Here is a 26,044-nt window from a genome sequence, read left to right as displayed (position 1 = left end):
GATACATATCATTGCCAAGCTGCTTTTTCAATATACTTCAGTTTTTGACGCTTACATATTAGTGTGGTAATTTTCATTTCTTCTTTTTTTGATAAAAAATAAGAAATGTAATTTAATTTTAGGTTAACATTAAATTAATATCGTGCTATTATATAAGATATCAACTTGATCCAAAAGTGGAGGTTTTGCTAAATGAAAAATAAGAAGGTTTTGGGCTCAATTGCTCTTGTAGCTAGTGCAGCTTTAGCATTAACAGCTTGTGGAAACAATAAAAACAACAGTAGTTCAAATAATGCTGTAAAAGATAAGTTTCCAAAGGCTGTTCCTACTAAGACAGCAAAGAATGGTGGTACTTTAAGATATGCTATCGAAACTGATACACCATTTAAGGGTATTTTTGAACCAACGTTGTTAACCGATGCTATTGATGATACTGTTTCACAATTTGGTAGTGAAAGTTTATTCCACCAAGATAACAGTTACAACATTGATAATAAAGGTGCTGCAACTTTTGATCTTAACACTAAGGCAAAGACCATTACTATTCGCATTAAGAAAGGTGTTAGATGGTCAGATGGTAAGCCGGTTGTAGCCAAAGACGTTGAATATCCATACGAAATAATTGCTTCACCTAAGAGTGGTTCATCACGTTATACTGATTCATTGCAAGATATTGTTGGTTTGAAGGAATTCCACGATGGTAAAGCTAAGACTATTTCAGGTATTGAAATGCCTAAGGGTGAGAATGGTGATACTGTTGTCCTTCACTTTAAACAAATGCACCCAGGTATGAATATGATTGGTTCAGGTTACTTCTGGAAGGAGGCGTCACCATACCACTACTTGAAAGACATTCCTATGAATAAGCTGGAATCTTCAGATCAAGTACGTAAGAAACCATTATTCTTTGGACCATATAAGATTGACAAGATCGTTCGTGGTCAATCAATTACTTGGTCACCAAACAAGTATTATTACAAAGGTAAGCCACATATTAGCAAGATTACTGAATCAGTAATTTCTTCAAATTCATCAGCTCAAGCAATTAAATCACACAAATTTGATGTAATTGATGTGGTTAACTCACAATGGCAACAAGTTAAGGGAACGAAGGGTTACAACTATGTAGCAAATACCCCATTGTCATACAGTTACCTTGGTTTTAAGGTTGGTAAATGGGATTCTAAGAAGTCAACTAACGTAATGAACAAGAATGCTAAGATGAATAATAAATCATTACGTCAAGCTATTGCATATGCAATGAACGTTGACCAAGCTTACCAAAAGTATACTCAAGGTTTAACTTTTAGAGTTCCAACTTTAGTTCCAAAGGCGTTCGGTAAATACTCAGATACCGATATTAAGGGGTACAGTTACAACCTTAAGAAAGCTAACCAACTGCTTGACAAGGCTGGTTACAAGAAGAAGGGTACGTACCGTGTTCAACCTAATGGCAAACCTTTAACTATTTACTTAGCTGCTGTGTCAGGTACTTCAACACAAGAATCTATCGTTCAAAACTACATTCAACAATGGAAGAAGATTGGTTTGAACGTTAAGTTAACTACTGGTCGTTTAATTGAATTTAACTCATTCCACGACAAGGTTCAAAATGATGCTCCTAACATCGATATGTTTATGGCTGCATGGAGCTTAGCTGGTGAGCCTTCACAAAACAACCTTTACGGTAAGAATGCTCCATTTAACTTTACCCGTTTCGTAACTGACCGAAACACACAATTGATTAATGATATGGATGGTAAGAAGGCACTTAACGATAATTATCGTAAAAAAGTTCTTTGGGAATGGCAAAAGTACATGTTTGACCAAGCTTACGTTGTTCCATTGACTAACTCATACTCAATTACTGCTGTAAACAGCAAACTTACTGGTTACACTACTGCTACTGATGCTCCAAGTAATATGTGGCAACAAGTTGCTTTTACTAAGTAATAAAAATCTATCGAAGACTACTCCACTCGGAGTGGTCTTTTTTGCTTGCCTTAAAAACGGTATAATAAAGTATTATGAAAGGTTGAAACTATGGTAAGTAAAGAATTTATAAAATCATTAAACGACAAATACAATATCAAATTTAACAATCTTGAATTATTAGAAGAAGCTTTTACTCATTCTTCTTATGCCAATGAACATCCAGAAGGAGCAAGAGATTACGAAAAGCTTGAATTTCTAGGTGATGCGGTCCTTGAATTGGCCATTTCAGATTATTTATACCGCCATTTTCCTAATTTAAATGAAGGTGAATTAACCAGAATGCGTTCTAATATTGTTAGAACCGAAGGTTTTTCAGAATTTGCAATCGAATGTGGTTTTCAAAATGAAATTAATCTAGGCAAAGGTGAAGAAAAAGCTGGCGCACGTCATCGTAAAACATTGTTGGAAGACGTTTTTGAAGCTTTTAACGGCGCTCTATTCTTAGATCAAGGGATGAAAAAGGTTCAATATTTTCTTCATATGACAGTTTATCCTTTAATTGATCAAGGTGAATTTGATGATTCTCGTGATTATAAGACCGACTTGCAAGAATTATTGCAAAAAGATGGCCCTGTTGATATCGAATACGTAACTGTCAGTGAATCACAACTGCCTTCTCACTTTGTGGTTGAACTTCATATTAATGGTGAAGTTAAGTCAAAGGGTGAAGGACACAATAAGAAGGCAGCAGAACAACAAGCTGCCAAAAATGCGTTAGCTGAGCTTGAATAGGAGGTAGGGACGAATTGCCATTAACAGAACTAATTATTGATGGTTTTAAATCCTTTGCTCAAAAGACAACTATTAATTTTAATAACGGAATAACTGGAATTGTTGGACCTAACGGAAGTGGTAAAAGTAATATCACTGAAGCTATTCGATGGGCAATGGGTGAAGCTAGTGCCAAAAGCTTACGCGGAAATAACATGAAGGATATTATCTTTGCCGGTAGTGAATTTCGTAAGCCTTTGAATAGTGCTCAAGTTACTTTGGTTTTTGATAATCATGATCATCAACTTAATTTCAAGGATGACAAAGTTTCGGTCACAAGAAGAATTCTCCGTTCTGGCGATAGTGATTATTTGATCAATGGCCAGAGCGTGCGGCTAAAAGATGTCAGAGAATTATTCTTGGATTCCGGAATTTCTCAAAATAGTCTAGCAATTATTTCTCAGGGACGAGTTGATCAAATTTTAAATTCACGTCCAGAAGACCGCAGAGAGATTTTTGAAGAAGCTGCAGGTGTCTTGCACTTTAAACAACAAAAAGCGGCTGCACAAGGTCAATTAGAGAAGACTAACGACAATTTAATTCGAATCAATGATTTGGTTAAAGAATTAGAGCAGAGAATCGAACCACTTCATGAACAAAGTTCATTAGCCAAAGAATATAAATTTCAAAGAGCTGGTTTAGACAAAGATATTAAAATGCTATATGCTTTTCAAATTCAAACTTTGAATGAAGAAAAAGTAGCTACTCAGCAAAAAGCTGAAAAGAATCAAGTTCTTTTGTCTAAATTAGATAATGAAGTGAAAGAGTCGCAAGCTGCCGTCAGTGAAAAGCGGGAAGAGTATCAGGCTTTGCAAGATAAGCGAGAAGAGATTCAAACTAACTTGCTTAACTTGACTCAAAAGTTATCTGAACTGAATACTAATTTGCAAATTGCAGAGCAATCAAAGCAGTTTGATGACGCAACTAAGGCTGAATATAAAAATCAAATAAATGATCTTAAAGAGCAAATTAAACAACTTCAAGAAAGTTTAGTTTCTTTAAGGAAAGAGCAAGACAAGATTTCTGCTAGTCGTAAAGCTTTACAGGCTGATCGCAAGGAACTTACTAAGAAGGTTACTGAGAATCCGGATGATTTAAGTAAGCAATTAGAGGACTTGCGTAATGACTATATTCAAGTTTTACAAGATCAGACTTCTTCCAACAACCAATTAGTTTATTTGAAAACCGAGTTGAAGCGGACTAATGAGGATACTAGTTACCGTAACAATGATGTTTCTAATCAATTGGAAAAGGCACAAGCATCTTTAGAAGCGTTACGTGAAAATGGTAAAAAGTTAACTGCAACTCGAAAAGAAAAACAGGATATAGTTCAAAAGCTAACTAATGAACAAAATGATTTACTTGATCAACAAAATAAATTACGCGGATTAGTTAATACAGAAAAAAGTGAATTGCAAAGAAACATTGCTCGACGAGATGCTTTGATTAACATTCAAAAACGCCATGAAGGATACTATTTTGGTGTTAGAAATGTGTTGAATCACTTAGATAATTATCCAGGCGTAATTGGTGCAGTTGGTGAACTTATTTCGTTTTCAAGCGATCTAGAAGCAGCAATTACTACTGCACTAGGTAGCGGTGTTCAAGACTTAATCAGTGATTCTAGAATCAGTGCGCGTAACGCTATTAACACGCTTAAGAAAGAACATGCTGGTCGAGCTACTTTTTTGCCACTAGATGGTTTGCGGCAATATAGTATTCCATCATCAACGATTACAACCTTGAAATCTTTCTCTGGTTTTATTGGAATTGCTAGTGATTTAGTTGAAAGTAGTAGTGATGTCGATATAACGCCAGCAATTAATTATTTGCTTGGTAGCGTTATGGTGGTTGATACAATTGATACTGCAATGAAAGTTAACAAGCGTGTGGGCCGCTATCGCATTGTTACGCTTGATGGGGATGTTATTTCACCAGGTGGTTCAATGACGGGTGGTCAAAGAAACCAACGTAGTAACTCGCCTCTTCAAACCACTGCAGAAATTAATGCTTTAAAACAAAAAGTTGAAAAGCTTGAAAAACAATTAAACCTTGATCAACACGATTTAGAAGAAATTACTGATCGGTTTGAAACTTGCAATGAAAAATTGAATAAGTCACGAGCTGAATTGCAGGATGCAAATCAGGAATTAAGTGAAGCAGCTATTACTTTCCAAAACCAAGAAAAAGAAGTTAAACGGTTGGTTGATGCTGACAAGCTTTTCTCTTCAAGAATTCATGAACGAGATGAGCGAATTAGTAAGATTAAAGCGGAAATTGAACAAGAACATCAAAAACAAGATGAGCTTGGGCAAGCCGCAGAAGCATCAAAGCAAAAGATTGCTGAAATTCAAGATCGCATTAAAAACTTCACGAGTTTAAATGAAAAAATTCAAAAGCAATTGGCTGAATTAGATCCAAAAATTGCAGTTTTGGAAGCTAAACGCGAGAATTTAGCTAGTCAAATTCGTGATAAGCAAAGTGATTTGGATGATAGTCAAAAACAATTATCAGAGATTGAAACAAAGCTTGAAAAATTATCTTCAAATGGTGAACTTTCTAACCAAAAAAAGGCGGACATCCAAAAACAAACTGTTGAGTTGACTGAGCAAAAAGACAAAATGCAAGAAGAATTGAATTCACTTGCAGGAAAATTGGGACAAGTTGATGCCCAAATTAACCAGCTTGACCAAGTAGCTAGTCGAAATTATGAATTGCGTAAGGATGCTGCACTGGAGCAGGAAAGCTATTCTGTCGAAGTTGCCAAGTTGAACAGTTCGATTAATCAAAAGTTAGAAACTTTAAGTAGTGATTATTCATTAACTTATGAAGCTGCCTTGAGCCAAGCTGAAGTTGAGAATACTGAAGAAAATCGCGCTAAATTGCAAAGAAGTGTTAAATTGCACAAGATGTCTCTGGAAGATATTGGACCAGTAAACTTAGATGCAATTGAAGAATACGAGAAAGTTAAAACACGTTATGACTTCTTAAATGGTCAGCAAAATGACTTATTAGCAGCGCGTGAAGATCTTGAAAACTCAATGGATGAGTTAGATAAAGAAGTTAAAACTCGCTTTAGTCAAACTTTTGACAAGATTAACGAAGGCTTCTCAAAGATTTTCCCAGTTGTATTTGGCGGCGGAAATGCCAAGTTAGTTTTAACAGAGCCAGACAATATGTTAACAACAGGAATTGAGATTATTGCTCAGCCGCCTGGCAAGAAGTTGCAACGTTTAAGTTTACTATCAGGTGGGGAACGTGCCTTAACAGCGATCACATTGTTATTTGCAATGCTTCAGATTAATCCAGTGCCATTCTGTGTTCTAGACGAAGTTGAAGCTGCATTAGATGATGCAAATGTGACGCGTTTTGCTAAGTTTTTGAAAAAATACGATATGCATACGCAGTTTATTGTAATTACTCATAGACGAGGAACAATGGAAGAGTCAGATCAACTCTTCGGAGTTGTAATGCAAGAATCTGGTGTTTCTCAAGTGTTATCAGTATCATTAAAAGATGTAAAAGATGAGGTGAATTAATTTTGGGTTTATTTGATAAGATTAAAAAATCTCTTTTTGGAAAAAGTGACGAAGAAGAGAAAAAAGAGGAAGTTAAAGAAGATCAGCAACAAGAAGATGTAGAAAGTGAAGAATCTTCTGATAAGGAAGTTGCAGAGCCAGTTGAGCAAGCTACTGAGGTTGAAGAAGCAACTGAGCCTGTTCAGGAAACTGAAGAAGAACCTACTGTTGAGAGCCCAAGTGAAGTTGCTCAGGAATCTGAAGTAGTTCAACCAACTGAAGCTGAAAAGGTTCAAAGTCCTGAAGAACCAGCTGCTCCGGTTCAAGAAACTGAACAAGAAACGCAACCTGAAGAAGTAGAAGAACAAGAAGACGAAAAAGATGAAGACCAAAAACAAACCGAACTTTATGAAAAAGGTTTGGAAAAGACTAATAAGGGTTTTGGTGCTCGTTTAAATGCCTTCTTCGCCAAGTTTAGAAGTGTTGATGAAAACTTCTTTGAAGATTTGGAAGACTTGTTAATTGAATCAGATGTTGGTTTTGAAACCGCGGAAGAATTAACCGAACAACTTCGCGATGAAGCAAAATTGCAAAATGCTAAATCCCACGATGCCCTTAAGCAAGTGATCGTTGAAAAATTAGTCGAAATTTACGACCAAAATGGTGATGTTGAAGATGAAAAGTTGAAGAGTCACCAAGATGGCAAACCAAACATTTACTTATTCGTTGGTGTTAATGGTGCTGGTAAAACTACTACTATCGGTAAACTTGCCAAACGCTTTAAAGATCAAGGTAAGAGCGTCTTAATGGCTGCAGCAGATACTTTCAGAGCTGGTGCGGTTGAACAACTAGTTGAATGGGGCAAGCGCGTAGATGTCCCAGTAGTAACTGGTGCTGAAAAAGCTGACCCTGCTTCAGTTGTTTATGATGCAACTGAGCGTGCAATTAAAGAGAACGTCGACTACTTGTTAGTTGATACTGCAGGTCGTTTGCAAAACAAGAAGAATTTGATGGCCGAACTTGAAAAAATCCAAAGAACTATCAAAAAACTAGCTCCAGATGAGCCAACCGAAACTTTACTTGTTTTAGACGGATCAACTGGGCAAAATGCTCTTCTTCAAGCAAAAGACTTCGATAAAACCACTAAATTAACTGGTTTAGTTTTAACTAAATTAGACGGTTCATCAAAGGGTGGGGTAGTTCTTGCCATCAGAAATGAAATGAAGCTGCCAGTTAAGTTAGTTGGACTTGGTGAAAAGCCAGAAGACTTAGCAGACTTTAATGCTGCTGATTATGCAATTGGTCTTTTCCACGGCTTGATCTAGTGATAAAGTAAAAGTATATTGTTTTGATTTATATAAGGAGAAAATTATGAGAGAACCTAGCGCATGTACTACAATTCTCGTAGGTAAGAATGCCTCAGTTGACGGCACTACAATGATTGCTCGTAATGACGATACTTTTAGACCGATTACTCCTCAAAAGTTTGTCATTCAACCAGCTCGTCACGGTGAAAAGAAACATATTAAGTCATGGCTCAACAAGTTTGAAATGGACTTGCCAGAAGACGCTCAACGCGTTCCTGCAGTTCCAAATGTTGATTACAAGCACCGTGGTTACTACGACGAAAGTGGTATTAACGAAGAAAACGTTGCAATGTCATGTACTGAATCAACTTACGGTAACGAAAGAACTTTAGCTTTTGATCCACTTGTTAAAGATGGTTTGGATGAAGATTGTATGCAAACTTCAGTTTTACCATACATTCACTCAGCTAGAGATGGTGTTAAGTACTTAGGTGAATTAATTGCTAAGTATGGTTCACCTGCTGGTAACTCAGTTTTATTCAGCGACAAGGATGAAATTTGGTATATGGAAATTGTTACTGGTCACCACTGGGTTGCACAACGTATTCCAGATGATTGCTATGCAGCAACTGGTAACCGTGTGGCAATTGAACAAGTTGACTTCGACAATCCTGACTACTTCATGTGGAGTGATGGTATTCGTGAATTCGTTGAAGAACACCATTTGAACACTGACCATGAAGGTTGGAATTTCCGTCACATTTTCGGCACATATACTGAACAAGACCGTCACTACAACACTAACCGTCAATGGTACATTCAAAAGTTGTTCAACCCTTCAATTGAACAAGATCCTCAAGACGGCGACCTTCCATTTATCAGAAAAGCTGAAAAGAAGATCACTCGTGAAGATATTCAATTTGCATTAGGTTCACACTACCAAGACACTCCATACGATCCATTTGGTAAGGGTACTGATGAAGAAAAGCACCGCTATCGTCCAATTGGTTTGAACAGAACTCAAAACGCACATATTTTACAAATTAGAAGTGATGTTCCAGAAGATCGTGCAGCTATTATGTGGCTTTGCATTGGTGGTCCAACATTTACTCCATTTGTACCATTCTTTGCTAACATGAATGATACTGATCCTTCATACAACAACACTTCAATGGATTACAACATGAATGATGCTTGGTGGTACTACAAGTCACTAGCAGCTCTTGTTGAAAGCCACTACCCACAATTTGTTCAACTTGACACTGATTACTTAACTGAATTAAATCGTTACTTTAGAGGCCGAGTTGAAGAAGTTATTAAGGGTGCAGAAGGTAAGAGTGGCGACGAACTTACTGAATACTTGACTAAGGCCAACCAAGAAACAGTTGCTCATACTAAGAAGGATTCAGAAACCCTTTGGGGCAAGATGATGGTTGAATCAATCAAGATGTCTAAGTTGACTTTCAACATGGACGAAAACTTATAAAAGAGATAAATAAACACAAAAATAACTCATCGAATAATTTCGATGAGTTATTTTTTAATAGACAGTTAAATTGTTGAAATGAGGTAGACTAGCAACGAATTCTTCATAAGCTGCTTGTTCACCAGTTTCTTGAACCGAGATATTGTCAAAGTTTTGGTGATGTAAATCGTCTTCGGATAATTCTAATTCATGAGTGAAAGTAGCATTACCGATCAAGTCAATGTGGTAGTGATTATCTTGCCAATGAACAATGGTTTTAACTAAACCGCCAGGATTGTAAACGGTGAGTTCTTCTTCGAACTTCGCTACGTCAGGATGGGTTAAACAAAGAGCAAGAGAAGTCGCTGACATGCCTGTCCCGCAAGCGTTAGTGTAGCCTACGCCGCGTTCGAAAGTTCTGACGAAAATCTTATTTTTTTCAATAATTTGTGCAAAGTTAACATTAACACCATTGTAAAAATATGGGTTAGTATCGTTTAATCGCTGACCAATTTCACCAAGAGCTGTACCCTCAATTGTTTCTTTATCGACAAAACTAATTAAGTGCGGATTTGGCACAGCGACGGAGGTAAAGCGAAGGGATGGGTAAATCTCTGGTAAGTAATCATCGATTATTCTTTGGCGACCTAATTTGTCAAAGCCAACATTATGTGGGTCAAAGCTAACTGGAGAAATTTCAACAGCAAAGGCGGGTACTTTTTCTGTGAAATTATCACGCTTTTGAACTTGCAAGTTAGCGTTCATGGTGTCTACGAAGAAATTATCTTTATGATATTTTTCATAAACATAGCGTGCAACGGTTCTTAAGCCATTGCCGCACATCGAAGCTTCGCTACCGTCTTTGTTAATTACACGCATTTTAGCTAAATCTTCCGGACGAGTTGGCGTATCAACTACTAAAACGCCATCGGCTCCTCCAAGCAAACCAGTTTTTTTGTCAGTAATTTTTTTAGTAAAAGTTACTAATTCATTGTTACTCATTGGGCGGGTGAGTTCAGTTTGATCAAGAATAAAAAATTCATTTTGCGATCCGTGAACTTTAAAAAGCTGTGTCATAGGTTAATCCTCTCTAAAAAAGTGTTGGTAAATTGTCTTAACTGCGGTGTCTGCTTCTTCTTTCTTTGTTCCGATCATAATTGAAATTTGTGAAGCACCTTGATTAATCATTTGTGGAGTAATGTTTTGTACAAATAGAGAATCTAAAATTTCTTTGCTTAATCCTTGATGGTCCTTCATCCCTTCTCCGACAACCATGATGATTGCATAGTCGTCAATCCATTCTAAGCGGTCTGGTGAAATCGTAGCTTGAATTTCATTGCAAATGAGATCGATCAATTGATCATTTAAAAACTTACGGTTAAAAATAATGGTAATATCATCAATCCCAGAAGGCATGTGTTCATAAGGAATATTGTGCTCAGATAAAATTTGCAAAATTCTGAGAGTAAAACCAGCTTCTTTGTTAAGCAAATATTTGTGCAAATACAAAGCCGAAAAGTGCTTTTGTGAAGCAACTCCAGTGATTGCCTGGTCTGCTTTGAAGCCTTTTTCAGGAACAATCATGGTACCCGGGTTTTCTGGTTCGTGCGTATTTTTCACATTAATTGGCACATAGCCCTGAATTGTAGGAATAAGAGCTTCATCATGAAAGACTGAGAAGCCGGCATAAGAGAGTTCTCGCATTTCACGGTAAGTCATTTTATCAATTGAAAGAGGGTTTGAAATGATGGCAGGACTTGAAGCGAAAATACCGTTAACGTCAGTGAAGTTTTCATAAAGATCAGCATGAAAACCTCTTGCTAGAATTGCTCCGGTTATGTCTGAGCCGCCTCTTGAAAAGGTGGCGATGTGACCAGATGGAGTAATACCGAAAAAGCCAGGAAAGACCACAATCTCGCCATCTTTTAATTTAACTTGATCCAAATTTAAGTAAGTTTCCGGATTAATAATTGCATCGTTTGGCTCGCCAGTGACAGTGAAGCCAACTTGGGCAGGTTCTAATAAACGAGCCTTCCTACCTAAATGATTAAAAATCAGAGTGATTAAATGTGCGTTTAAACGCTCACCATGAGCCTTAAAGGCAGCCAGGAGATAGTCGTTATTTGGATAATTGCCGTTTGGTAAATCAAGCAAGATTTGATGAATATCTTCAAGAGCGGAATCTTTTAAGCCAAAGTAATGACCAATATTTTGATATCTTGAAAAAATTTCCGTAACAGTTTCATCTTTTTTAGGGTCTTTATTCAAAACTTCCTTGGCATAGCAAATTAATAAATCAGTGACTTTAGTGTCTTCTAGTTTACTTTTGCCAGGAGCTGAAACGACCATGACTTGTCTGTCAGAATCAGCCAGCATAATATTAATTGCATGTTCTACGTTAGGGCCGCTTGCTAGTGAGCTACCACCGAATTTTACTACTTTCAAAATGAGCACTCCCTTTTACTTGAGAAAATTATTAAGTGAATTTTAACATAAATTTTCGAAAATAAACTAAAAAAAAGAAAATAAAAAAATGATTAGCTATTGACATATTTTTAATACAAATATAAAATTAAGTCAAATCGAAGAGGCGCAACTGACATTAGTAACGTGGCCGAGTTTTGGTACAGATGTCGACACCACGTAAAAGGGGAGGTTGCCGAAGCAGTAGGAATTACCAACCTATTTTCTGGGATGCAGTTTAAGAGATTGCATACTGTCGCGAAAAAAATAGTCAATTCGCGGAGCGCTATCGAGTAACAGATTAGAAAATAATTTTAATCCATTATTTGTGAGCTCGCAGATAATGGATTTTTTATTTGGCTAGCGCTCTTCTAAAAAGAAGAGGAGATAAAAATGAACCCACAAATTAGTTCAAACCAGATTAATCAAGAAGGACACTTAACAATCGGCGGCGTTGATACAATCGAGCTTGCTCAAGAGTTTGGCACACCATTAGTAGTTTATGATGTTGCTCAAATTCGTTCACAAATTCGTGCTTTTAAGAAAGTCTTTGAAGAAGAAAAGGTTAAATATGCCGTTTCTTATGCAAGTAAAGCTTTCTCAGCTGTTGCAATGTATCAAATCTGCGAGCAAGAGGGTGCTCATACTGATGTGGTTTCTGCTGGAGAATTGGCTACTGCTATCAGAGCCAATTATCCGATGAATTTTGTGAGTTTTCACGGCAATAACAAGAGTGCAGCAGAACTCGAAATGGCTGTTGATCATCATGTCGGCAAGATTATCCTGGATAATTTCTATGAAATTGAATTACTCAGTCAGATTTTAGAAGAAAAAGATAGTCAAATAAATGTGATGCTTCGAATCACGCCAGGTATTTCAGCACATACTCATGAATATGATCAAACTGGTCAAATCGATTCAAAGTTTGGCTTTGATTTGGAATCAGGTCAAGCTGATCAGGCACTTCAAGAAGTTCTAGCCAATCCAAGAATGAACGTGTTAGGTTTACATGCTCACATCGGTTCACAAATTTTTGAATTAAATGGCTTTCAAATGGCTGCTCAAAAACTAGTTGAAGTTGCAGCACATTGGCGTGACCAATTTGGCTACACTAGTCAAGTAATTAACGTAGGTGGCGGCTTCGGTATTAAGTATACTGAGCAAGATCAACCACTTAAGCCAGAAGAATTTGTTAGAGCGATTATTAAAGAAATTAAGAATTCTTGCGAAAAAGTTGATTTACCAGTTCCAGAGATTGATATTGAACCGGGTCGCTCAATCGTAGGACCAGCTGGCTACAACTTATATAAGGTAGGAAGTCAAAAGACTGTTCCGGGCCTTTTGTCATACATTACCGTTGATGGCGGAATGGGTGATAATATTCGCCCAGCTTTATACCAAGCTGAATACGAAACAGTTTCGGCAAATGACCCACAAAAAGAAATCACTCAAGAAGTTAGAATAGCTGGTAAATATTGCGAATCAGGCGATATTTTAGCACAAAATCAAGCCTTACCAGATGTGAAACCTGGCGACATCTTAGCAATGCTGGACACAGGGGCATATGGCTATTCAATGGCATCCAACTATAACCGCAATGCTCGTCCAGCAGTTGTCTTTGTCGAAAATGGTCAAGCAAAAGAAGTTATTAGACGCGAAAGTTTAGCAGATTTAATTCATTTAGATGAATCATACGTAGATTAAGAAGGAAGTAAAATCATGGCACAATTAGACGCACAAAGCATTATTAATTACATTGGAAACGCACCAAAGAAGACGCCAGTTAAGGTTTTTCTAAAAGGCGATTTGGTAAATTTGACTATTCCAGAAACGATTGAAGATTTCACTGAAGAGCGTTCAGGTGTAATCTTTGGTGACTGGAAAGATGTGAAGCCATTTCTAGAAGAAAATAAGGACAAGATTGATCACTATCATGTTGAAAATGACGCTCGTAATTCTGCGGTTCCATTATTAGATGAAAAAGAAATTAACGCCCGAATTGAACCGGGCGCACTAATTCGTGATCAAATTGTAATTGGTGATAACGCCGTAATCATGATGGGCGCAATCATTAACATTGGAGCTGAAATTGGTGAAGGAACGATGATTGATATGGGTGCAGTTCTTGGCGGTAGAGCAATTGTTGGTAAGCATTGTCACGTCGGTGCTGGCACAGTTTTAGCCGGAGTAATTGAACCAGCAAGTGCTGAACCAGTTCGAATTGATGATAATGTCTTGATCGGAGCTAACGCCGTAGTAATCGAGGGTGTCCATGTCGGTGAAGGTGCAGTAGTTGCTGCTGGAGCGATTGTAACTAAAGACGTTGAACCATATACAATGGTGGCTGGTGTTCCTGCCCGCGTTATCAAGAGAGTTGACGAGCAAACTAAGAGTAAGACAGAACTTGAAGATGATTTAAGAAAGATCTAATTATGGCTGAATTAAATGAAGAACAATTAATTAAGATAAGACGTGATTTGCACGAGATTCCAGAACTTGCTTTAGAAGAAAAAGAGACCCATAACTACCTATTAGAGATCATTGAATCTTTTAAGCAAGATTTTTTAGAAATTCGCGTTCCAAGAGAGTTGCCAACAGCAATTATGGTTTTAGTTGAAGGAAATAATCCGCAAAAAACGCTTGCTTATCGAGCAGATATAGATGCTTTGCCTGTTGAAGAAAAAACTGGTTTGCCATTTTCTTCAAAACATCCTGGTGTAATGCATGCATGCGGCCACGATATTCATATGACTGTAGCTTTGGGATTACTGAGCTATTTTAGTGAAAATCAACCAAAGGATAATTTATTGTTCTTCTTTCAACCAGCTGAAGAAAGTCAAAGCGGCGGTAAACGCGCTTATGAATTAGGACTTTTTAAAGGAAAGTGGTGCCCAGATGAGTTCTATGGACTTCACGATAATCCAGAATTACCAGCTGGTAGTATTGGCTGCAGAATGGGGACTTTATTTGCAGGCACCACTGAAGTTAATATTGATTTAATTGGAAAAGGTGGTCATGCCGCCTTTCCTCAAGATGCAAATGATACAGTGGTTGCCACTGCAAGCTTGATTATGCAGATTCAGACAATTATTTCTCGCAGTATCGATCCAATTCAAAGCGGCGTTATCACACTAGGTAAAGTCGAAGCAGGAACGATTAGAAATGTGATAGCAGGTCGCAGTCGAATTGAAGGAACAATTCGCGGGTTGACGCAAGAGATGATCCTTAAGATTGATCAACGCTTAAAAGACGTCTGTGAAGGTATTGAGAAGAGTTTTAATTTAAAGGTTAACTTGGAGTTGAATCAAGGCGGTTATTGGCCAGTTGAGAATAATCCAGAATTAACCAAGCGTTTTATTACTTATATGAAAAACGCCAAAGATGTTAATTTCATTGAGACGAAGCCAGCGATGACTGGGGAAGACTTCGGTTTTCTTTTGGCAAAGTTCCCCGGAGTTATGTTCTGGTTAGGTGTTGGGGATGATTCACAACTTCACTCTGCAACTCTTACTCCTGATGAAAGTAGTATTCAAAGCGGAATCGACGCAATTAAAGGATTTTTGATTTATAGAATGGAAGCTTAAGATGACTAATTTACTAAATTCAGATTTATTGACAGCAATTGTGACTCCATTTGATAATGAAGGTAAGATTGATTTTGCTAGTTTAGAAAAGCTGACTAATTATTTAATTAACCAGGGCGTTAATGGCTTTGTTATCGGTGGGACTACTGGTGAAACACCAACTTTAACCCATGATGAAAAGATTTCTTTATATGAGCACTTTGGCAAAATTGTGAATCATCGTGTTCCTGTAATTGCCGGCACTGGTAGCAATAATACTCAAGAAACGATTGATTTTACTAATGAAGTAGGTCAAATTGATGGGATCGATTACGCCTTAGTTGTGGTTCCACCATACAATAAGCCTAACCAAAGAAGTATGATTGCTCACTTTACTAAAGTGACTGAAAATGTAAATTTACCAATTGTAATCTACAACATCCCTGGTAGAGTCGGCGTCAAGATGGAAGTTGAGACTATTGCGCAATTAGCTAAGCTTCCTAATATTGCCGGGATTAAGCAATGCTCAAGTTTAGAAGAAATCGAATATTTGGTTGATCATACGCTTGATAACTTTGCCATATTCACAGGAGAAGATGCTCAGAGTTTAACTGCTAGATTATTAGGTGCAAATGGGGTTATTTCCGTAGCCGCTCATTCATATCCTAGTCAAATGAGACGTATGTACGATGCTTTATACGAAGGTGATTACGCTGAAGCAGCCAAGCTTCAACGCTGGTTAACGCCAAAGATGAATGCTTTATTCATGTATCCTTCACCTTCACCAATCAAGGCGCTTCTTACAGCTCAAGGATTCCAGATGGGAGACTGCCGCTTGCCACTTGTTAGCTTAAATAATGAAGAAAAAGAAAACCTTGCTCTTCATTTAGGTCTTGAAAAGGATAGTTTGCTACATGATTTACCACTGAATTTAGGAGAAGAAAAGAATGACTAAAAAAGTTTTAATTGCAGGTTTTACTGGCGCAATGGGGCAGAAAGCCGTTTCCTTAGTAAACGGATTGGATAATTTTGAAATCGCAGCTGGCTTATCACCTGTAGCTGAAAATAATCCGCAAAAATATGGTTTAAATTCCAATGTTAAAGTTTTTAATCAGCTTGACGAAATTCCAGTAGGCGTTGCAGACATTTGGATTGATTTTACAACCCCTTCAGCTGTTTATGAAAATGTGAAATTTGCTTTGACTCACGGGATGCACCCAGTTGTTGGTACGACTGGTTTAACTGATGAGCAGGAAGTAGAATTGCAAAAATTAGCTAAAGATAATCATTTAGGCGGTTTGATCGCACCAAACTTTGGAGTGTCAGCTGTTTTATTAATGAAATTCGCTCAAGAAGCCGCAAAATATTTCCCAGATGTAGAGATTATTGAAATGCACCATGCTGATAAGAAAGATGCCCCTTCAGGAACTGCACTTTCTACTGCAAAATTGATTTCTCAAAATCGCCCTGAACATCAAACAGCTCCGGATGAAGTTGAAAGTTTAAAAGGAGTTCGCGGCGGAGATTATCAAGGAATTAAAATTCATTCTGTGCGCCTGCCAGGTTATATTGCCCATGAACAAGTTTTATTTGGTGCAGAAGGTGAAGCCTTAACAATTAGACAAGATTCATTTGATCGTCAAAGCTTTATGAGCGGTGTTAAAGTAGCTCTTGAAAAAGTTGATAGCTTGAATGAATTGGTTGTTGGATTAGAGAATATTTTATAGGTTCCAAGTTAGGAGAGTTTTATGCCGACACTTGCTAATGATTTAAATTACAGTCAAAAAATTGGAGCGTTGAAGGCTTCTGGCATTAGAATTTTTGATAATAAAGTTTCAGAAATTCCGGGCATTGTGAAATTAACTTTAGGTGAGCCAGATATGAATACACCTGAACATGTTAAACAAGCAGCTATTAAAAGTATTGAAGATAACGATTCTCACTACTCAAAGCAACAAGGTAAGTTGAGATTAAGAAAGACCATTAGCAAGTTCCTAGAAAAAGAAACAGGTAATTACTATAATCCCGAAAAAGAAATTATCGTAACTGTTGGTGCAACTGAAGGAATTAACGCTGTTTTATTTTCAATTTGTGATCCGGGTGATAAAGTTTTGATCCCAACACCGGTCTTTTCATTATATTGGCCGGTTGCTTCACTTGCTGGAGTTTCATACAGCTTAATTAATACCTCTCAAGATAAGTTTAAATTAACGCCGCAGCGCCTTGAACAAGTTATTCAAGAAGAAGGAGATAAGGTGAAGGCGGTTGTTTTGAACTATCCAACTAATCCAACTGGAGTTGAATATACTGAAGAGGAAATTAAGGCTTTAGCTGAAGTTATTAAAAAACATCATCTTTATGTAGTAACCGATGAAATTTACTCATCGCTAACATACGGGATCAAGCACTATTCTATTGCCAGAGAATTACCTGAGCGTGCAATTTACATTTCTGGTTTTTCAAAATCTCATGCGATGACTGGTTATCGAATTGGTTATGTAGCCGGTCCTGCAGGAATTATGGAACAAGTTACAAAAGTTCACGGTTTAATGGTAACTACTACAACTGATTCTTCACAGGCAGCTGCAATTGAAGCTTATGAAAATGGCTTGAGTGATCCTGATGAATATCGTAAAATCTATGAAAAAAGACGCGATTATTTGAAAGCGGCTTTAACCAAATTAGGCTTTGATGTCGTTGATGCAAAAGGAGCTTTTTATATTTTTGCCAAAATTCCTGAAAAATATGGCAAGGATGATATGAAATTTGCTCTTGATTTAGCCTTTAAAGCTAAAGTTGGTGTAACGCCAGGTAGTGCTTTTGGACCAGGTGGTGAAGGCTATGTCCGTCTTTCATATGCATCATCAGATGAAAATTTGCATACTGCTGTTGAGAGAATAACTGAATTTTTTGAAGAAGGAAAGAACAATGACTAAAGAATATAATGTTGCAATTTTAGGTGCTACTGGTGCCGTTGGTACAAGAATGATTGAACAATTGGAACAATCAACTATTCCGGTTAAAAACGTTAAGCTATTAGCTTCGGCTCGTTCAGCCGGTAAAAAGTTGAAGTTCAAGGGTGAAGAATTAACAGTTGAAGAAACCACCCCAGAATCTTTTGATGGGATTGACATTGTTTTATCTTCAGCTGGCGGAGCAGTATCTAAGAAGTTCTTGCCAGAAGCAGTTAAAAGAGGTGCGGTTTGTGTAGACAACACTAGTGCTTTTAGAATGGAACCAGATGTGCCATTAGTAGTTCCAGAAGTAAATAGTGAAGCTTTGAAGAACCATCACGGCATTATTGCCAATCCAAATTGTTCAACGATTCAAATGGTAATGGCGCTTGAACCTGTCCGCAGAAAGTTTGGCTTGAAGCAAATCATTGTTTCAACTTATCAAGCTGCTTCTGGTGCTGGTCAAGCTGCGCTTGATGAACTTGCTAAAGAAGCACAAGATTATCTTGATGGAAAAGATATGCAAGAAGATGCGCATATTTTGCCAACTAAGGGTGATAAGAAACACTATCCTTTAGCCTTCAACTTACTTCCACAAATTGATGTTTTGGAAGATTCTGGTTATTCTCATGAAGAATGGAAAATGATTCATGAAACTAAAAAAATTATGCTTGGTGATATGAATTCTCCAGAAATCAAGGTTACTGCCACTTGTGTCAGAGTTCCTGTGCCAATTTCTCACGGTGAAAGTGTCTACTTCACTGTCAAAGACGAAAGTGCAACTGCGCAAGATATTATGGATGCTGTAGCAGCTTTTCCAGGCAATGTTTTAGAAGATGATATTAAGAACCAAATTTATCCTCAACCAATCAATGCAGTAGGTAAGCGTGAAACATTTGTAGGTAGAATTAGACCAGACTATGAAAACAAAGGCGCCTTTAACATGTGGGTTGTTGCAGATAACTTATTAAAAGGTGCAGCTTGGAATACTGTTGAAAACGCTGAATACTTAGTAAAGATGAATTTGATTTAAGAAAATAAAATAATTGTAAATTAAAAGCAGAGATTCGAAATGAACCTCTGCTTTTTGAGTAGCTATATTTATTTAAGCTGCTATTTCTTTTTATTCAAAGATGAGTGTCTAATTCCATATACTAAGTAAATGATTACACCCAATACAAACCAAATACCAGCGTAAAGTTTAGCTTGTTGATCTAAGCCAAGGAAGACAATAAATGATGCTAAGAATGCTAAAAATGGCATTATAGGATAAAGTGGCATCTTGAATGATGGATCATCAATGTCACGCCCTTCACGCCGTCTTAATGGATAAATACCAAGTGAAACAAACATGAAGGCAATTAAAGTACCAGCAGAAATTAATTGTGAAAGTGCGGCAAATGGGAAGATTGCACCAATCAAAATAGCGATAAAGGTGATTGCTAAAACCGCATTGTTAGGACGCCGTTTATTATCAAGTTTACCTAAAGTCTTAGGAAGCATACCGTCACGACCAAATGAATAAATCAAACGTGACCCAGCCATTGTCATTCCGATTAAAGCGGTGAACATCCCAAAGACAGCGATTGTTTGAACAACAACAGCGACAATTGGGTGACCTGCAGCACGAAGTGCAAGACCAACTGGTTCAGCGTTGTTCGCATAATCAGAGTATGGCATAACACCAACTAAGACTAAACTAACACTAACAAAAAGTACAACGGCAATAATCAAAGATCCAATGATTCCACGTGGCATTGTTTTTTGTGGTTCAATTGCTTCAGCCGAATTAGCAGCAACCGAGTCAAAACCAATATATGAAAGAAAGATCATTGAGACGCCGGCATAGATTCCTTGCCAACCACCAAATGCTCCATTAGAAGTTTCACGGTACTTAGGGATGAAAGGAACATAGTTAGCGTGCTTAATTGCGGTCGCACCAACAACTACGAATAATACGATTGCAATAACCTTTAAGATTACTAAAAGATTCTCGATTCTTGCTACCCGGCTAACACCGTTTAATACTAAAATAGCTACCAAGGCGATGGAAATAACAGAAATGATATCTACAATTCCGCCGTTTGTTCCAAAGGCATTCGATAAACTAGCGGGCAGTTTCCAGCCAAGTGGTGCAATTAATGCTCTAAAGTTGGCTGAAAGCCCCGATCCGACGAAGGCTAAGGCAATGAAATACTCAGCTAGAAGTGCCCAACCAGCAACCCAGCCCCAGAATTCACCAAAGACAACATTAATCCATGAATAAGCTGATCCGGCAAAAGGCATTGCTGCAGCCATTTCAGCATATGCAAAAGCAACAAGTCCAGCCGCAATTGCTGCCAAAATAAATGAAATTGCTACAGATGGTCCAGTATGCATTGCTGCTACTTCACCTGGCAAAGTGAAAATAGACGCAGAAACAATAGTTCCGACTCCGAGCGCCAGAATGTCTTTAACTTTTAAAGAACGAACTAAATGTCCATCTTTATTTTCATAAATTCGTGGATCTTCCTTACGATTAAACTTTTTCCAAATATTCAAAATCCTCTCATATCCTCCTTATAGTACTCAATGGAGTTATTAGAAACACCTTAAAAATGATGATATTTTATTTTAACAATGAAATTAGGCCTAGTCAATTCTAAAAATGTGGCATTTTTGCTATACTAATAGGCGGTGAAACAAAAATATGGATGAGCTTACAAAAAATGAACAATTAGGTGATTTATACGCCTATTACGGCGCCTTATTAACTAAGGGCCAACAAAGCTATTTTGAAGATTATTATTATAATGATCTTTCATTAGGTGAAATAGCTGCTAATAATCATGTTTCAAGACAAGCAATATATGACAATCTGCGCCGCTCAAGTAAGAGCTTATTAAACTACGAGCAAAAGCTTCATATGAAGGAAGAATTTGATCAGATTGAGGACGTGATTGCTGATGCCGTCTTGGCAATTGATAATCAAGATCAAGAAACAGCCAAAAAAGAATTAGCGGAATTATTAAAAAAAATGAGGGGAGAATGACCCAATGGCTTTTGAAAATTTAAGTGAACGAATTCAAAAAGCATTAAGAAATTTAACTGGTAAAGGTAAGATTTCTGAAGAAGATATTAATAATGCCAGTCGTGAAATTCGACTTGCCTTGCTTGAAGCCGATGTAAACTTCAAGGTTGTTAAGGACTTCATTAAGAAGATTAAGCAAGAAGCATTAGGTAAAGAAGTTCAAGAAAGTTTGAACCCAGGTCAACAAGTCATTAAGATCGTTAATGAAGAATTGACCAAGATGATGGGTGAGACTGCAGTTGGTTTGAACAAGTCTAAGCATATTCCTACTATCATTATGATGGTTGGTTTGCAAGGTACTGGTAAAACTACGACTGTAGGTAAGCTTGCATATCATTTGCAGAAGACTGACCATGCACGCCCACTCTTAATTGCAGGCGATATTTACCGTCCAGCCGCAATTGACCAATTAAAGCAAATTGGTGGTGAGTTGAATGTTCCAGTCTTTAGCAAGCCAGATGAAAAAGACGTTGCAAAGATTGTTAAAGATGGTTTAGCAGAAGCTGATAAAAATAAGAATGACTATGTCATCATCGATACCGCCGGTCGTCTTGAAATTGATGAACCTTTAATGGAAGAATTAGAACGGGTTAAGGAAGTTGCTCAACCAGACAACATTCTTTTGGTAGTAGATGCCATGACTGGTCAAGCAGCAACAGATGTCGCTAAAGGTTTTGATGATCGCCTTGATGTTACTGGCGTCATTTTGACTAAGCTTGATGGTGATACTCGTGGTGGTGCAGCACTTTCAATTCGTGCCGTAACTGGTAAGCCAATTATCTATACTGGTCAAGGTGAAAAGTTAACTGACCTAGAAGACTTCCACCCAGACAGAATGGCTTCAAGAATCCTTGGCATGGGTGACATGTTGACTTTGATTGAAAAAGCTCAACAAGATTACGATGCTAAGGAAGCTGAAAAAGTTGCAATGAAGATGAAGGAAAATACTTTTGACTTCAACGACTTCATTGATCAACTTGAACAAGTTCAAAAGATGGGGCCTTTGGATCAAATTATGAAGATGATCCCAGGGATGGCTAATAACCCACAATTGAAGAATTTATCTATTGATGAAAAGCAAATTGCTCATACTAAGGCGATTGTTTACTCAATGACACCAGCAGAGCGTGAAGATCCAGAGCTTTTGAATCCAAGCCGTAGAAGAAGAATTGCAGCTGGTTCTGGTCGTCCAGTAGTCGAAGTTAACCGTATGATCAAACAGTTTAAACAAGCTCGTGACATGATGTCTAAGGTTACTAAGGGTAACTTTAAGGGAATGGAAAACTTGCCAGGTATGAACTCACCAATGGCGAAGATGGCAATGCGCAGAATGAATAAGAGCTTTAAGAAGAATAAGCGCAAGCGTATCAAGAATATGAAGAGATTCCATTCCTAAATTTTTTATCTGTTAAGTAAAAACACTTTACACGTTAAAAAGTTCATGGTATATTATTATTCGTTAAGTTTTAGGAGGAAATTAATTTATGTCAGTTAAAATTCGTATGCACCGTATGGGTGCCAAGAGAAAGCCTTTCTACAGAATCGTTGTTGCCGACTCACGTATGCCACGTGATGGTCGTTTCATCGAAGAAGTAGGTTACTACAACCCAGTTTCAACTCCAAAGGAATTGAAGCTTGATGAAGACAAGATTTTTGAATGGCTTCAAAAGGGTGCACAACCTTCAGACACTGTTAGATCACTTCTTTCAGGTGCAGGTTTAATGGCTAAGTTGCACGATGCAAAATACAACAAGTAATTAATTTACTAAGGAGAAGTTTGGAGCTCTGTGCTTCAAACTTTTTTCTTTTATACGGAGGAAAAATGCAATTCTACAATGTAGCTAAAATCTTAACAACACACGGCTTAAATGGTGAAGTTAAAGTTGCGGTAATTACAGACTTTCCTGAAGAAAGATTTAAACCGGGTTCTGTGTTATCAATTAAAGGCGATGAAGAGCGAGTTTTAACAGTTGAAAGTGCTCGCACTTTTAAACAATTTTGGTTAGTTAAATTTGAAGAAATTACTGATATCGATCAAGCAGAAAAATTAAGAAACAAAATCTTAGTGGTTAGTGAAGAAAATCGCCAGGAATTACCAGAGGGTGTCTTTTACTATCGCGATATCTTAGGATGCACAGTAATTGATAATGAAACTGGCGAGGTAATTGGTGAAATAACTGATATTCAATCTCCAGGTGCCAACGATGTTTGGATGGTCAAAGAAAAAAGCGGGCAAGAATACTGGATTCCATATATTGATGATGTCGTTAAGAAAGTAGATATCGCTGATAAGAAGATCTATGTTGAATTAATAGAGGGGTTAAGAGATGAAGATTAATGTTTTGACTCTTTTTCCTGATATGTTTACACCGCTTCAAGTATCAATGCTTGGCCGCGGACTAGAAGATGGTAAATGGGATTTAAATTTAGTTAATTTCCGCGATTTCACAACTGATGTACACCATCACGTTGACGATACACCATACGGTGGTGGAGCCGGGATGGTTTTACAAATCATGCCAATTAAAAAAGCTCTTGATTCACTTCCTTCAACTGGCAAGGTAATTATTACGGCTCCGCAAGGTAAGACCTTTAATGAACAAATGGCACAACGATGGGCTGAAGAGGATGAGTTAACCTTTATTTGTGGTCACTATGAAGGATTCGATCAACGCGTATACGATTTAGCTGACGAAATAGTGTCAATTGGTGATTATGTTTTAACTGGTGGTGAACTTCCAACAATGAGCATGATCGATGCCACGGTGCGACTTTTGCCAGGGATTCTGGGAAATGCGGCAAGCCCGGTTGAAGAGAGCTTTTCACATGGCTTACTTGAATATCCGCAGTATACTCGTCCGGCTGACTTTGAGGGACAAAAAGTACCAGAGGTGTTGACAAGTGGTAATCACCAAAAAATCGCTGAATGGCGCCACTATCAAGCACTTAAGGCAACATATTTAAATCGTCCAGATATGCTAGATGGACGTCAACTTAGTGATGAAGAAAAGAAAATGCTTCGTCAAATAAAAGAAGAAACTGAATAGTTTAACTGTCACTTTTGGTGACAGTTTTTTTATTTTGAAAATTGACAATCACAAAATTTGTATAATTCACAGTTTGAAACCGCGAAATAAGAAAAGAGCGATTTGTATCATTTTTGTGTGATACGTAATCGCTCTTTTGGGTTTTACTTATCCAATTAGTTTTAGAATAATACTTGACCAGATCCATGAAAATGGCATCACCAAGATCATCGCTGGAATCATTTCCGCAATTGGGAACATCTTCAGCTTAACCATTCTAAATCCTGTTGCTAGCATTAGAAAGCCACCGCAAGCTTTGAAGTCTGAAATCATTGCTGGCGTAGTGAATGGCAAAATAAAACGAGCTAGTAAAAAGAGTATAAAGAAGATAATGAATTGGGGAATAGCAATAATTGAAACTGCGTAGCATAAACTTGCTGCAAAGATTGCGGCGGTGAAGAAGTCTAAGATCGATTTAGAAATCAAAATTGTGATATCACCAGACATTCCTTCGGCAAGTGTTCCATAAATTCCCGTTCCGCTGGCGCAAAACAAAACTGTAGCGGTGACCATTAAACTCATGAACTCATCTTTTGAAATTGATAAATTTTCTGTTGGAATCATTCTAGTAATTGGACGCTGCATCAATAATGCGCCTTTATTAAACCATTTACCTAAATGAATTACTAAACCGAAGATTGTTCCTAAAATTATCGCAAAAATAACTGCTGGCATGTATTTCATTGGGGCAATTGAATAAATCCCCATTCCCATAGAACATGCACCAAAGATCATATTTAGCTTTTCTTTAAAATCTTCAGACAACTTATTGCCGAAGAATCCGCCAAAAATCCCTCCTAATAAAACGGCTGAAGCATTGACGATAACACCTACTGGCATAGATATACCTCATTTCTTAATTGTATCTGATATTAGCAGTATAGTTGTTAAAAAGGCTTGCTCTCAATTCTAAATTGCGCTTTAATTATTCCGAAAAGGAATTAAACGATAGGATAAAAAATGGATATTGATAAGTTAAGAACATTCATCGATTTAGCTAAGACACTTAGTTTTTCAGAAACGGCGCAGAATTTGTATACAAGTCAGAGCACGGTTTCTAAACAAATTAAGGCTCTTGAAAGAGAATTGGGCTTAGTTTTATTTGATCGGACTAATAAAAAAGTTGTTCTTTCAGAATACGGTAAGAGCATTTTAAATTCAGCGAATGAAATTGTGACGCTAGAAGACAAGATATTATTGCAAACGCATAATTATAAGATGAATAATCAAAGTCAGATTAGTCTTGGTACGATTCCGACTTTTTCCTACAATTCAATTTTTGCTAAAACAATGCTATATCAAAAAGAGCATCCTGAGATGAATTTAACTTTGCAAGAATTAGAGAGTAAGGATTTGTTTACCTTATTGGATGAAGGAAAGTTAGATCTTGCTTTTGCCCGCAGCCTTGATATAGATAATCTCAATTATGAAAAAATTTTGATTGATACAGAAAGCTTCACTGTTTGTCTAAGTAAGGATCATCCGTTAGCCAAAAAGGAAATTGTTCATCTAGCCGATTTAAAAGATGAAAAGTTCATCATGCTATCTAACAGCAGTTTGTTATACCAACCGGTAATTGAGCTATGTAAAAAAGCAGGCTTTGCACCCAACATTTCCTTTGTTAGTGATCGAATGAGTTCAATTTTGCAGATAGTACGAAGTGGGCAAGGTATTTCGATTTTAATGCATCCAGAAGAAAAAGAGCAGAATCTTGTTTTTAAAAAGTTAAATCCAACAATGACAAGTTACTTGCTCTTCATTCGAACTAAAAGTAAACATTCACAAGTAAATAATGATTTTCGCAAATTGCAATAATAAGTTGGACACTTTATGCAGCTTGATAGATGTTATC

At 37.3% G+C, this 26,044-nt stretch carries 22 protein-coding genes and 1 riboswitch; of the genes, 18 read left to right on the top strand and 4 right to left on the bottom strand.

The window, feature by feature from the left end; translation table 11 throughout:
• The first annotated feature begins 192 nt into the window (after positions 1–192).
• The 5 genes from FC46_RS07590 to FC46_RS07570 all read left to right on the top strand — a co-directional run bounded on the left by FC46_RS07590 (position 193) and on the right by FC46_RS07570 (position 9,077).
• Positions 193–1,953, top strand: a complete 1,761-nt coding sequence (locus FC46_RS07590; RefSeq protein ID WP_057799419.1) for an oligopeptide ABC transporter substrate-binding protein — start codon at positions 193–195, stop codon at positions 1,951–1,953.
• 90 nt (positions 1,954–2,043) lie between these two features.
• Positions 2,044–2,727, top strand: coding sequence for a ribonuclease III (gene rnc / locus FC46_RS07585; RefSeq protein ID WP_057799417.1), 684 nt, complete (start codon positions 2,044–2,046; stop codon positions 2,725–2,727).
• Positions 2,728–2,741: 14 nt separating this feature from the next.
• Entirely contained in the window at positions 2,742–6,305 is a 3,564-nt protein-coding gene (gene smc / locus FC46_RS07580) for a chromosome segregation protein SMC (RefSeq protein WP_057799415.1), read from the top strand.
• 2 nt (positions 6,306–6,307) lie between these two features.
• Complete coding sequence (ftsY, locus tag FC46_RS07575; protein WP_057799413.1) at positions 6,308–7,609, top strand: signal recognition particle-docking protein FtsY; 1,302 nt, start codon at positions 6,308–6,310, stop codon at positions 7,607–7,609.
• 46 nt (positions 7,610–7,655) lie between these two features.
• Positions 7,656–9,077 (top strand): C69 family dipeptidase, encoded by a 1,422-nt coding sequence (locus tag FC46_RS07570; protein WP_057799411.1) that lies wholly within the window; start codon positions 7,656–7,658, stop codon positions 9,075–9,077.
• Between the two features lie 54 nt (positions 9,078–9,131).
• Here the strand turns inward: FC46_RS07570 and dapF are convergent, their stop codons facing one another.
• Together dapF and FC46_RS07560 are read right to left on the bottom strand one after the other, a co-directional pair.
• Positions 9,132–10,133, bottom strand: coding sequence for a diaminopimelate epimerase (dapF, locus tag FC46_RS07565; RefSeq protein ID WP_057799409.1), 1,002 nt, complete (start codon positions 10,131–10,133; stop codon positions 9,132–9,134).
• Positions 10,134–10,136: 3 nt separating this feature from the next.
• A complete protein-coding gene (locus FC46_RS07560) occupies positions 10,137–11,501 on the bottom strand; it encodes an aspartate kinase (RefSeq protein ID WP_057799407.1) in 1,365 nt (454 codons plus the stop codon).
• A 133-nt stretch (positions 11,502–11,634) separates the two neighbouring features.
• A riboswitch (Lysine riboswitch) is annotated at positions 11,635–11,816 on the top strand.
• A gap of 96 nt (positions 11,817–11,912) precedes the next feature.
• Between FC46_RS07560 and lysA the strand changes: the two genes are divergently transcribed.
• Genes lysA through FC46_RS07525 form a run of 7 tightly spaced genes read left to right on the top strand, consistent with a single transcriptional unit; the run spans position 11,913 to position 19,069 of the window.
• Complete coding sequence (gene lysA / locus FC46_RS07555; RefSeq protein ID WP_057799405.1) at positions 11,913–13,223, top strand: diaminopimelate decarboxylase; 1,311 nt, start codon at positions 11,913–11,915, stop codon at positions 13,221–13,223.
• Between the two features lie 15 nt (positions 13,224–13,238).
• Positions 13,239–13,949, top strand: a complete 711-nt coding sequence (dapD, locus tag FC46_RS07550; protein ID WP_057799403.1) for a 2,3,4,5-tetrahydropyridine-2,6-dicarboxylate N-acetyltransferase — start codon at positions 13,239–13,241, stop codon at positions 13,947–13,949.
• 2 nt (positions 13,950–13,951) lie between these two features.
• A complete protein-coding gene (locus FC46_RS07545) occupies positions 13,952–15,103 on the top strand; it encodes an N-acetyldiaminopimelate deacetylase (protein ID WP_057799401.1) in 1,152 nt (383 codons plus the stop codon).
• Position 15,104: 1 nt separating this feature from the next.
• Positions 15,105–16,037 carry a 4-hydroxy-tetrahydrodipicolinate synthase gene (dapA, locus tag FC46_RS07540; RefSeq protein WP_057799399.1) on the top strand — a complete coding sequence of 311 codons (933 nt, stop codon included), beginning with the start codon at positions 15,105–15,107 and terminating at the stop codon, positions 16,035–16,037.
• Complete coding sequence (dapB, locus tag FC46_RS07535; RefSeq protein WP_057799396.1) at positions 16,030–16,809, top strand: 4-hydroxy-tetrahydrodipicolinate reductase; 780 nt, start codon at positions 16,030–16,032, stop codon at positions 16,807–16,809. The genes dapA and dapB overlap by 8 nt, the downstream gene beginning before the upstream one ends.
• A 21-nt stretch (positions 16,810–16,830) precedes the next feature.
• Positions 16,831–18,018 carry an aminotransferase class I/II-fold pyridoxal phosphate-dependent enzyme gene (locus FC46_RS07530; protein ID WP_057799393.1) on the top strand — a complete coding sequence of 396 codons (1,188 nt, stop codon included), beginning with the start codon at positions 16,831–16,833 and terminating at the stop codon, positions 18,016–18,018.
• Positions 18,011–19,069, top strand: a complete 1,059-nt coding sequence (locus FC46_RS07525) for an aspartate-semialdehyde dehydrogenase (protein ID WP_057799391.1) — start codon at positions 18,011–18,013, stop codon at positions 19,067–19,069. The genes FC46_RS07530 and FC46_RS07525 overlap by 8 nt, the downstream gene beginning before the upstream one ends.
• An 80-nt stretch (positions 19,070–19,149) precedes the next feature.
• On the opposite strand, the gene FC46_RS07520 is transcribed toward FC46_RS07525, so the two are convergent.
• On the bottom strand, positions 19,150–20,577 hold the full coding sequence (locus FC46_RS07520) for an APC family permease (RefSeq protein WP_057799389.1): 1,428 nt from the start codon (positions 20,575–20,577) through the stop codon (positions 19,150–19,152).
• Between the two features lie 148 nt (positions 20,578–20,725).
• On the opposite strand from FC46_RS07520, the gene ylxM reads away from it, so the two are divergent.
• From ylxM to trmD, 5 genes are all read left to right on the top strand, one after another.
• Positions 20,726–21,067 carry a YlxM family DNA-binding protein gene (gene ylxM / locus FC46_RS07515; RefSeq protein WP_057799386.1) on the top strand — a complete coding sequence of 114 codons (342 nt, stop codon included), beginning with the start codon at positions 20,726–20,728 and terminating at the stop codon, positions 21,065–21,067.
• Positions 21,068–21,071: 4 nt separating this feature from the next.
• Positions 21,072–22,502 (top strand): signal recognition particle protein, encoded by a 1,431-nt coding sequence (ffh, locus tag FC46_RS07510; protein WP_057799384.1) that lies wholly within the window; start codon positions 21,072–21,074, stop codon positions 22,500–22,502.
• An 88-nt stretch (positions 22,503–22,590) separates the two neighbouring features.
• A complete protein-coding gene (rpsP, locus tag FC46_RS07505; protein ID WP_057799381.1) occupies positions 22,591–22,863 on the top strand; it encodes a 30S ribosomal protein S16 in 273 nt (90 codons plus the stop codon).
• A gap of 65 nt (positions 22,864–22,928) precedes the next feature.
• On the top strand, positions 22,929–23,444 hold the full coding sequence (rimM, locus tag FC46_RS07500) for a ribosome maturation factor RimM (RefSeq protein ID WP_057799379.1): 516 nt from the start codon (positions 22,929–22,931) through the stop codon (positions 23,442–23,444).
• Entirely contained in the window at positions 23,434–24,153 is a 720-nt protein-coding gene (trmD, locus tag FC46_RS07495; protein WP_057799377.1) for a tRNA (guanosine(37)-N1)-methyltransferase TrmD, read from the top strand. Before rimM ends, trmD begins: the two co-directional genes overlap by 11 nt.
• Positions 24,154–24,300: 147 nt before the next feature.
• On the opposite strand, the gene FC46_RS07490 is transcribed toward trmD, so the two are convergent.
• On the bottom strand, positions 24,301–25,032 hold the full coding sequence (locus FC46_RS07490) for a DUF554 domain-containing protein (protein WP_057799375.1): 732 nt from the start codon (positions 25,030–25,032) through the stop codon (positions 24,301–24,303).
• Positions 25,033–25,152: 120 nt separating this feature from the next.
• On the opposite strand from FC46_RS07490, the gene FC46_RS07485 reads away from it, so the two are divergent.
• On the top strand, positions 25,153–26,007 hold the full coding sequence (locus tag FC46_RS07485; protein WP_083478037.1) for a LysR family transcriptional regulator: 855 nt from the start codon (positions 25,153–25,155) through the stop codon (positions 26,005–26,007).
• The last annotated feature ends 37 nt before the right edge of the window (positions 26,008–26,044 follow it).

The sequence above is a fragment of the Lactobacillus kalixensis DSM 16043 genome (genome assembly GCF_001434335.1).
Lineage (GTDB): Bacteria > Bacillota > Bacilli > Lactobacillales > Lactobacillaceae > Lactobacillus > Lactobacillus kalixensis.
This window is presented reverse-complemented; position numbering and strand designations above follow the sequence as displayed.

Excerpts from the sequence above, each read along its gene's own strand:
- FC46_RS07590 (WP_057799419.1), top strand. The coding sequence starts at position 193 with ATGAAAAATAAGAAGGTTTTGGGCTCAATTGCTCTTGTAGCTAGTGCA.
- rnc (WP_057799417.1), top strand. The coding sequence starts at position 2,044 with ATGGTAAGTAAAGAATTTATAAAATCATTAAACGACAAATACAATATC.
- FC46_RS07570 (WP_057799411.1), top strand. The coding sequence starts at position 7,656 with ATGAGAGAACCTAGCGCATGTACTACAATTCTCGTAGGTAAGAATGCC.
- dapF (WP_057799409.1), bottom strand. The coding sequence starts at position 10,133 with ATGACACAGCTTTTTAAAGTTCACGGATCGCAAAATGAATTTTTTATT.
- lysA (WP_057799405.1), top strand. The coding sequence starts at position 11,913 with ATGAACCCACAAATTAGTTCAAACCAGATTAATCAAGAAGGACACTTA.
- dapD (WP_057799403.1), top strand. The coding sequence starts at position 13,239 with ATGGCACAATTAGACGCACAAAGCATTATTAATTACATTGGAAACGCA.
- FC46_RS07545 (WP_057799401.1), top strand. The coding sequence starts at position 13,952 with ATGGCTGAATTAAATGAAGAACAATTAATTAAGATAAGACGTGATTTG.
- dapA (WP_057799399.1), top strand. The coding sequence starts at position 15,105 with ATGACTAATTTACTAAATTCAGATTTATTGACAGCAATTGTGACTCCA.
- dapB (WP_057799396.1), top strand. The coding sequence starts at position 16,030 with ATGACTAAAAAAGTTTTAATTGCAGGTTTTACTGGCGCAATGGGGCAG.
- FC46_RS07530 (WP_057799393.1), top strand. The coding sequence starts at position 16,831 with ATGCCGACACTTGCTAATGATTTAAATTACAGTCAAAAAATTGGAGCG.
- FC46_RS07525 (WP_057799391.1), top strand. The coding sequence starts at position 18,011 with ATGACTAAAGAATATAATGTTGCAATTTTAGGTGCTACTGGTGCCGTT.
- ylxM (WP_057799386.1), top strand. The coding sequence starts at position 20,726 with ATGGATGAGCTTACAAAAAATGAACAATTAGGTGATTTATACGCCTAT.
- ffh (WP_057799384.1), top strand. The coding sequence starts at position 21,072 with ATGGCTTTTGAAAATTTAAGTGAACGAATTCAAAAAGCATTAAGAAAT.
- rpsP (WP_057799381.1), top strand. The coding sequence starts at position 22,591 with ATGTCAGTTAAAATTCGTATGCACCGTATGGGTGCCAAGAGAAAGCCT.
- rimM (WP_057799379.1), top strand. The coding sequence starts at position 22,929 with ATGCAATTCTACAATGTAGCTAAAATCTTAACAACACACGGCTTAAAT.
- trmD (WP_057799377.1), top strand. The coding sequence starts at position 23,434 with ATGAAGATTAATGTTTTGACTCTTTTTCCTGATATGTTTACACCGCTT.
- FC46_RS07490 (WP_057799375.1), bottom strand. The coding sequence starts at position 25,032 with ATGCCAGTAGGTGTTATCGTCAATGCTTCAGCCGTTTTATTAGGAGGG.
- FC46_RS07485 (WP_083478037.1), top strand. The coding sequence starts at position 25,153 with ATGGATATTGATAAGTTAAGAACATTCATCGATTTAGCTAAGACACTT.